The 7,614-nt window shown below is 69.2% G+C and carries 9 protein-coding genes; 4 read left to right on the forward strand and 5 right to left on the reverse strand.

Features of this window, described 5'->3' with window-relative positions; translation table 11 throughout:
• Window positions 1-198: 198 nt before the first annotated feature.
• Window positions 199-657 carry a cyclic nucleotide-binding domain-containing protein gene (locus HUW62_RS44105; RefSeq protein WP_176437864.1) on the reverse strand — a complete coding sequence of 153 codons (459 nt, stop codon included), beginning with the start codon at window positions 655-657 and terminating at the stop codon, window positions 199-201.
• Window positions 658-734: 77 nt separating this feature from the next.
• Between HUW62_RS44105 and trxB the strand changes: the two genes are divergently transcribed.
• The 4 genes from trxB to HUW62_RS44125 all read left to right on the forward strand — a co-directional run bounded on the left by trxB (window position 735) and on the right by HUW62_RS44125 (window position 4,191).
• The gene (gene trxB / locus HUW62_RS44110) at window positions 735-1,700 is read left to right on the forward strand and encodes a thioredoxin-disulfide reductase (protein ID WP_163866777.1); all 966 of its coding nucleotides are present in this window, start codon (window positions 735-737) and stop codon (window positions 1,698-1,700) included.
• A gap of 112 nt (window positions 1,701-1,812) precedes the next feature.
• On the forward strand, window positions 1,813-2,997 hold the full coding sequence (locus HUW62_RS44115) for a PLP-dependent aspartate aminotransferase family protein (RefSeq protein ID WP_176437865.1): 1,185 nt from the start codon (window positions 1,813-1,815) through the stop codon (window positions 2,995-2,997).
• Window positions 2,994-3,485, forward strand: coding sequence for a cyclic pyranopterin monophosphate synthase MoaC (gene moaC / locus HUW62_RS44120; RefSeq protein ID WP_163866779.1), 492 nt, complete (start codon window positions 2,994-2,996; stop codon window positions 3,483-3,485). The genes HUW62_RS44115 and moaC overlap by 4 nt, the downstream gene beginning before the upstream one ends.
• A gap of 454 nt (window positions 3,486-3,939) precedes the next feature.
• Window positions 3,940-4,191 (forward strand): hypothetical protein, encoded by a 252-nt coding sequence (locus tag HUW62_RS44125; RefSeq protein ID WP_163866780.1) that lies wholly within the window; start codon window positions 3,940-3,942, stop codon window positions 4,189-4,191.
• 7 nt (window positions 4,192-4,198) lie between these two features.
• Here the strand turns inward: HUW62_RS44125 and HUW62_RS44130 are convergent, their stop codons facing one another.
• The 4 genes from HUW62_RS44130 to HUW62_RS44145 all read right to left on the reverse strand — a co-directional run bounded on the left by HUW62_RS44130 (window position 4,199) and on the right by HUW62_RS44145 (window position 7,577).
• Window positions 4,199-4,762 carry an NUDIX hydrolase gene (locus HUW62_RS44130; protein WP_163866781.1) on the reverse strand — a complete coding sequence of 188 codons (564 nt, stop codon included), beginning with the start codon at window positions 4,760-4,762 and terminating at the stop codon, window positions 4,199-4,201.
• 47 nt (window positions 4,763-4,809) lie between these two features.
• The gene (locus HUW62_RS44135) at window positions 4,810-5,634 is read right to left on the reverse strand and encodes a SirB1 family protein (protein WP_163866883.1); all 825 of its coding nucleotides are present in this window, start codon (window positions 5,632-5,634) and stop codon (window positions 4,810-4,812) included.
• 84 nt (window positions 5,635-5,718) lie between these two features.
• A complete protein-coding gene (locus HUW62_RS44140) occupies window positions 5,719-5,994 on the reverse strand; it encodes a hypothetical protein (RefSeq protein ID WP_141649139.1) in 276 nt (91 codons plus the stop codon).
• Between the two features lie 8 nt (window positions 5,995-6,002).
• Window positions 6,003-7,577: a YiiX/YebB-like N1pC/P60 family cysteine hydrolase gene (locus HUW62_RS44145; protein WP_163866782.1), complete on the reverse strand. Its 1,575-nt coding sequence runs from the start codon at window positions 7,575-7,577 to the stop codon at window positions 6,003-6,005.
• Between the last annotated feature and the right edge of the window lie 37 nt (window positions 7,578-7,614).

Below are 7,614 nucleotides of genomic sequence, written 5' to 3' on the forward strand. Positions count from 1 at the left end.
CGCCCCGCCCATGCTCCACTCCATCCCGCCCACCTTCCCCGGGACGGTGCTTGAGCAAGGCGTGTGCCCGTTGTCGCTACCTGGGGCGCGGTGTGCCTACCCATCCCGGCGTGCTCGAAAGCGGCCCGGCTGGCGGACGGACACCGGTACACCACGGCCTCTCTCGACGGGTGAGAGGCGGGCGGTGCGGGCTGGGGGTCAGAAGCGGGAGATGGCGAAGAACGATTTGATCTTGTCGTTCGTCTCGCGGAGCCGTTCGCTCAGCGTCCGGACGAGCGTCCAGAGGAGCACGTACGCCAGGTCCTTGTCGGTGAACATGAGCTGGTCCAGCTTGGACCTCTCGATGACCCACACCGAGCAGGAGATGTGGGCAATGGCGTCCGCCGAGCGAGGGGAGTCCTCGATAATCGCCATCTCGCCGAAGTACTGGCCAGCTTCCAGGATGGCGAGCGCCTCCTCGCCTATCCCCGGCACCGACTTGGAGATGCGGACCTTGCCCCGGGAGACGACGAACATCTCCTGGCCGGCCTCCCCCTCGCGGAAGAGGAAGGCGCCCGCCGGGTAGTCCCTGGTCTGACCGAGTTGCGCCACCTTGGCGAGCTGGCCCTGGGTCAAACCCTCGAACAGCGCAACCTTCTTGAGGAGCTCGGCATCCATGAGGCCAGCTTCGTATCACGCGCCCGAGGGCCTCTGGTACCTTCGCGGCCTCAACGGAATAGAGGGAGGAGCCACCCGTGGCGGAGGAGAAAATCAACAAGGTGACCATCATCGGCTCGGGGCCTGCGGGTTACACCGCGGCCATCTATGCCGCGCGCGCCAACCTGGAGCCGGTGGTGTTCGCCGGCGGGCCCACGCTGGAGCACCCCCAGCGCGTACCGGGCGGGCAGCTCATGGTGACCACGGACGTGGAGAACTACCCGGGGTTTCCGGAGGCCATCACCGGCCCTGAGCTGATGGACCGTTTCCAGAAGCAGGCGGAGCGCTTCGGCACGGTCATCCACATGGAGAACGTGGTGAAGGTGGACTTCAGCAAGCGCCCCTTCGTCATCGAAGGGGAGAGCATTGGCCGTGTCCTGTCGGAGACCGTCATCGTCTCCACCGGCGCCACGGCCAAGTGGCTGAGCGTCAAGGGCGAGGACACCTACAAGAACCGGGGCGTCTCCGCGTGTGCCACCTGTGACGGCGCGTTCTTCAAGAACCAGGAGGTCCTCGTCGTGGGCGGGGGTGACACGGCGATGGAGGAGGCCACGTACCTGGCGAAAATCGTCAAGCACGTCACCCTCATCCACCGTCGCGACTCGCTGCGCGCGTCGAAGGTGATGCAGGACCGCGCGCTCAACAACCCGAAGATTTCCTTCCTGTGGAACTCGGCGGTGGAGGAGGTCACCGGCAACGCGAAGGGAATGACGGGCGCGGTGGTGCGCAATCTGAAGACGGGCGACAGCCAGCTGCTCAACGCCACCGGCCTGTTCGTGGCCATCGGCCACACGCCGAACACGGAGCTGTTCCAGGGCATCCTGGAGACGCACCAGGGCGGCTACCTCAAGACGGTGCCGGGCAGCACCCGGACCAACATCCCCGGCGTGTTCGCTTGTGGTGACGTGCAGGACAGCTACTACCGTCAGGCCATCACCGCCGCCGGCACCGGCTGCATGGCGGCCATCGACGCGGAGCGCTGGCTGATTGAAGAGGGCGAGTAGCCCACCCGCCACCGCGTGACGCATGCTCCAGGCCGGCCCGTCTTCCATGGCGGGCCGGCCTCTTTTTTCGAGCCGGGCCCCGGGCGCCGAGCAGGGACGGAACAGGACTCTCATGAGCACGAAGCAGAAGACGCTGGCGGTGCACGCGGGGACGCGGCTGACGGGCAGCAAGGCGGTGCCCGTCTCGCCCCCCATCTCCGTATCGGCGGTGAGCTGGTTCGACAGCAGCGACGATTTGGACGGCGCGCTGGACGGCAAGGACTACGCCTACGCCCGCATCAGCGCTCCCAACACCACGCTGCTCGAGGAGGCGGTGGCGGCGCTGGAGGGCGCTGAGTCGTGCGTGGCCTACGCCAGTGGGATGGCCGCGCTGCGCTCGCTCTTCGAGGCCCAGGACTTCCGGCCCGGCGACACGCTGGTGATGCCGGCGGATGGCTACGGCGTCACGCGCGCGCTCTACAAGAAGCTGTGCGCGGCGCTGGGTGTCGAGCTGCACGCGCTGAAGCTGACGGACGCGGGGACGGAGGCGCGCATCCGCGAGCTGAAGCCGCGACTGGTGCTGGCGGAGAGCATCAGCAATCCGCTGCTGCGCGTGGCGGACCTGCGCGGGCTGGCGAAGGCGTGCCGGGACGTGGGCGCGGCCTTCGCGGTGGACGCGACATTCCCTTCGCCCATGGGACAGCGCGTGCTGGAGCTGGGCGCGGACTACGCGGTGCAGTCCACCAGCAAGTGGCTCAACGGGCACAGTGACGCCTTGGGCGGGACGGTGAGCGGCGCTCGCTCGCGCATCGACGTGCTGCGCGCCGCTCGAATCCTTGCGGGCGACGTGCTGGGGCCCTTCGAGGCGTGGCTCACCCTGCGCGGCCTGCGCACGTTGCCGGTGCGGATGAAGGCCCACGCCGAGCACGCGGCGCACGTGGCGCGGCGGCTCGCGGAGTCGCCCCTGCTGGAGCGGGTCATCTACCCGGGGCTGCCCTCGCATCCGGACCACGCGGTGGCTCGCGAGGTGCTCAAGGACGGCGGCCCCATGGTGTCCTTCGAAATCAAGGGCGCGGGTCGTCCCGAGGCCATGCGCTTCCTGGAGGCGCTGAAGGTGGGGCGTCCGGGTCCGTCGCTCGGTGACGTGTGCACGCTGGTGATGCACGCGGCCAGCGCCAGCGCGCGCCGGCTGACGCCCGAGGAGCGCGAGGCGGCGGGGATTCGCGAGAGCCTCATCCGCGTGTCCGTGGGCCTGGAGGACCCGGACGACGTGGTGGAGGACCTGCTCCAGGCCGTGGCGCAGGGGGTGGCGCGGTGAAGATGGTGGATGTCGGCGCGAAGCCGAAGACGGAGCGCGTGGCGGTGGCCACCGCGCTGTTGCGCATGCTGCCCGCCACCCGGGAGCGCATCCTCGCGGGGAAGGTGGAGAAGGGGGACGTGCTCGCCGCGGCGAGGCTCGCGGGCATCATGGCCGCCAAGCGCACCCCGGATTTCATCCCACTGTGCCATCCCATCGCCCTGTCTGGAGTCGAGGTGACACTCGAGCCCGTGAAGGAGGGACTGTCCGTCCGCGTGACGGTACGGACGGTGGACCGCACGGGCGTGGAGATGGAGGCGCTGACGTCCGCATGCGCGGCGGCGCTCACCGTCTATGACATGTGCAAGAGCGCGGACCGAGGCATGGTGCTGGAGGCAGTGCAGCTCGAGCACAAGTCCGGAGGCCGCTCGGGGACGTGGGAGCGGGAGTCGGCGAAGCAGGGGACTGCCGCAGCCAAGCCACGTCCACGCAAACGCGCGAAGGGTTGAGCACGGACGCTCTCTCGAGCGCGCGAAGGGTTGAGCGAGGACGTTCTCTCGAGCGCGCGAAGGGTTGAGCGAGGACGTTCTCTCGAGCGCGCGAAGGGTTGAGCGAGGGCGCTTTCGCAAGCGCACAAGAACGGGAGGGGAGAGGCCCATGCCAGGAGCCCGCGTCCTCCCCGCACCGTGCCTCGGAAGGCTCGCAGGGGAGGCGCTTCGCACCGCGATGTCGAGCGCCATGCCTCCGCCCGCCGCCATACCCGCGCATCGAGGCGCGGCACGTGCGGGCTGCCCGGTGTCCGCTTCAGGACGTGGTCAGTGTGCTCCCGAGCACTGCTCTCCCTGAACTCGTGCCCTCCAGGGCTCCCGCTTGTCGGAGCGGTCGTCCAGATTGAGCGCTCGCCATGTGCGCCCAGCAATCGCGCGGGGCCGTAGGGGAGGTCCAAGGGTGCTCAACGTCAGGATGACTCACTCCACCCTGGGGTTCCTCGCCGTCATGGTCAGCACGGGCTGCAGCCCCGCCTCCGGAGACGGTGATGGGGCGGAGTCGCCCACGCTCGTCGCGCAGGACGCGCGCGCACGCTGCTCCCCAGAGGACTCGAGCCGCCGCTCCATCTCCAGGGACGCGAAGGGCTGCCGTCAAATCATGTTCGTCTGCGCTCCGGACGAGACGCCCTTCTTCGACGCGTGCGGCTGCGGCTGCCAGCGCAGATGAGTGCCGGCTAGCGCTTCCCGGCCGCGTCCTCGCGCAGCTTCTCCAGGAAGAGGGCCCCCACCACGAGCGAGTGGGTGATGTGGCCCTCCAGGATGAGCCGGGGCACGTCCGCGCGCGGATGCAGCTCCACCGCGATGTCCTCGGACTCGTCCTGCCGGCCCGCATGGGCCCTCACGCAGTCCCGCGCCAGGAAGATGAAGCAGCGGTTGTCCTGCAGCGCGGGATTGGGATGCATCCAGCCCAGCGGCTCCACGCGGCCCGCCACGTAGCCCGTCTCCTCCTCCAGCTCGCGCGCCGCCGCCGCGGCCGGGTCCTCGCCTTCCTCGACGAGCCCTCCCGCGAGCTCCAGCGTGTCCGCGCCGATGCCGAAGCGGAACTGCCGCACCAGCACCAACGAGTCCTCCGGCGTCACCGCGATGACGTTGACCCAGTCCGCGCAGATGACCCGCACGCGCGGATGCTCCTGCTCCGTCCTCGGGTCCGCCCACTTGTCCTCGCGGACCTTCATCACCTGATAGTCGTGCTCCAACCCAAGGCGCAGTCGCCGCCAGGGCTTCACCGTCTGGGACATGGATGACGCTCCGGGCCCCCGACACGAGCGAGGGCCACGAGGGTTTTTCAGTTGAGCAGCGAGGCGCGCTCACGCAGCTCGCGGGCCGTCAGCTCCAGGCGGTCGCGGTCCGGCGCCTCCGGAGACAGCTCCAGGCACCGCTCCACGTCGCGCAGCGCCGCACGGTAAGCCCCCAGGTTGGCCAAGAGCGCCGCGCGCGTGCGCAGCTCTCCCGGATGGTCCGGCGCCAAGAGCAGGAGCAGGTCCACCACCGCCAGCCCGCGCTCACGGTCCTCGCGGCCCAGGTACACCCGCCGCAGGTTGGACAACATGCGATAGGCAATCAGCTCCACCGGCGCCGGCGCCAGCATGGCCCGGTCGAACTTGAGCTGCGGGGCCACGCGCTTGAGCAGCTCCTCGCAGCCGTGCTCGGTGAGGATGTCGCCCTGGTGGAACGGGTCCATCAACAGCTTGTGGTCCCCCGCGTCGTGCGCGACGAGGAAGTGTCCGGGAAACGGCACTCCGTACAGGGGGATGCCCGCCCGACGCGCGACCTCCAGATAGACGACGGACAGCGTTATCGGCAGGCCCAGCTTCCGCTCCAGCACCTGGTCCAGGAAGCTGTTCTCCGGCGAGTGGTAGTCGTCCTCGTTGCCGCGAAAGCCCTCGATGTCCGACAGCACGTGGCGCAGCGCTCGAAGGGGCGCGAGCGCCTCGCCCTTGTCCGTCATCCGCTCCGTCTCCACCTGGACCCGACACGCCAGGACGTCCAGCACATGCAGACACGCGGGCGCGTCCAGCTCCGGCCTGTCCAACGTCGCGATGGCCAGCGCGGCCAGGTCCAGACGCGGTGGCTCCGCGGCCAGCGCCGACACCAACCGTTCCCGGGCCAGCGGCGGGCTGAATCCTGTGGGGATGCTCACGGCGGCAACCACTAACCCACACCGGGCTGGACGGCAAAGGCAGGCGGGCGAGCGTCAGAAGGTGGGCGGTGCATAGGGCAGCCTCCCCTTGATTTCCGCGCGCAGCCCCATCTGGGCCGAAATCAACCCCGCCAGGATTCCATCCTCGTACTCGAAAGTCGGGTGTTCCTTGAGTTCGGGGAAGTCGTGGGGATTGCGGAGCTCCTCGGGGGTGAGGTTGGGCACGGCCTCGCGGGCCAGGCGCAGCACCTTGGCCTGTTGCTGCGAAATCATCCGCTCGAAGAGCTGGGCGGACAGCTCCAGCATGTCCTGGGCCACTTCTTCCGTCATGTGCGTGCCTACTCCTGGGCGATGTCCCACTTGGCTCGGCGGTAGCTGTAACGGAAAGCGGCCTCGTCCGCCTCTTTCGCGAGCCCCTCGCCCTCCCGGCCGTCCAGGAAGGCGACGAAGTCGAGCTGGCGGTTGTCTTTTCCGTGCTCGGTGTCGAAGAGGCGCACCAACTCGTTGGCGGGCAGCGTGCGCCGGCCGACGACGTCCACCAGCGGCACGGCGAGGCCACGCGTCTCCTTCGAGGGCGCGTAGGACTTCCACACCAGCTCCGTGCACACCAGCGTCTGGTCGGAGAAGAAGTCGAAGTCGAAGTCGTAGGGGCGGCCCTGGTACGTGAAGGCGCGGAGGATGGCGCGCGCCTTGTCCACGCGGGGCAGCCGGGGGCGCATGATGCCCAGGTAGTCCACGCGCATGCCGTGCTCCAGGCCGGTGAAGCTGACGCCCTCGCTGATGGACTCGATGATGCGGATGGGGTCGCCGTGGGCGTCCTTGCCGGAGTACTCAGCCCACTTGGCGGGGAACGCCTGGGCCAGGTGCGCGCTGAACGAAGCGGGCTTGCCCGGGAGCGTGGCGACCCAGGCCTTCACGTCCGCGTCCTCGTCGAAGTATGCGGCCAGCTCCTGCGGGGTGCCCACGAAGAGCTCCGCGTGCGGCCAGAAGCCCGGCAGGCCGATGTTGGAGAGGTACCAGTTCTGTCGCGCCACCATGATGTCACCGGGCTCCATCCGCTTGAGCACGCCCAGCACCTGCTCGCGGGAGATGAGCGGCTGGCCGGTGCGGTGCACGCGGGTGTCACCCATCCACTCGGCCACCGCGCGCTGCACGGGGAAGAAGGCGCGCTGGGTGGAGTCCTGGGTGACGTCGACGGCGGCCTTGGCGAACATCGTGGGGCCGCGCTTGACGAGCAGTCCCTTGGCCACCTCGCTGTTGAGCTTCATCTCCTGCATCACCCAGGGCACGCGAGGGGCGTCCAGCGCGCCGGCCTTCACCAGCAGCGGGCGGAGCTGCTCCTTGTACGTGTCTCCCGTGTAGAGCTGGGTGGTGGTGGCCACGTGGATGACCTTGTCCTTGAAGCGGGCGAAGGCGCGCGGGGGCACGCCGTACTCGGCGGAGGGCTCGTCCAGGAGGACCTCCAACTGCTTGCGGCCTCCGGTGAGCTCCGCGTAGGTGAGGCCGTGGGCCAGCTCCGTGGTGAGCGCGCCGTGGGTGAGCAGGAAGCCCCACGCGTGCTTCTTGGGCTGGGTGAGCGAGGGCACCTTCACGAAGTCCCAGTAGCGCTGGCGGATGACCTCCGTGGAGACGAAGTAGTCGAAGAAGGTCGCCCACGTGGTGAGCAACTGCTGCTTCTGGTCCGGCGAGTACGGCACGCTCTGCTTCTGGAGGTAGAGCGCGCGCGACTGCTTCACCTCGTCCTGGAGGCGGCGCAGGCCGCGGGTGTACCGCTCGAGCTGCTCCAAGTCAGCCTGGGCCTGGGCGACGAAGGCGTCGTCGTCGAGGGCATAGACGCTCTTGGGGGCGGCGGCCGGCGTGGCCGGCGTGCTGGCGAACACGAGCCAGGCGAGCAGCAAGGGGGCGGCGGACATGGGCGGGGCTCCGGGCGACAGGGGCGGCGGACAGGAC

It is taken from the genome of Myxococcus sp. AM011, assembly GCF_013372595.1.
GTDB lineage: Bacteria > Myxococcota > Myxococcia > Myxococcales > Myxococcaceae > Myxococcus > Myxococcus eversor.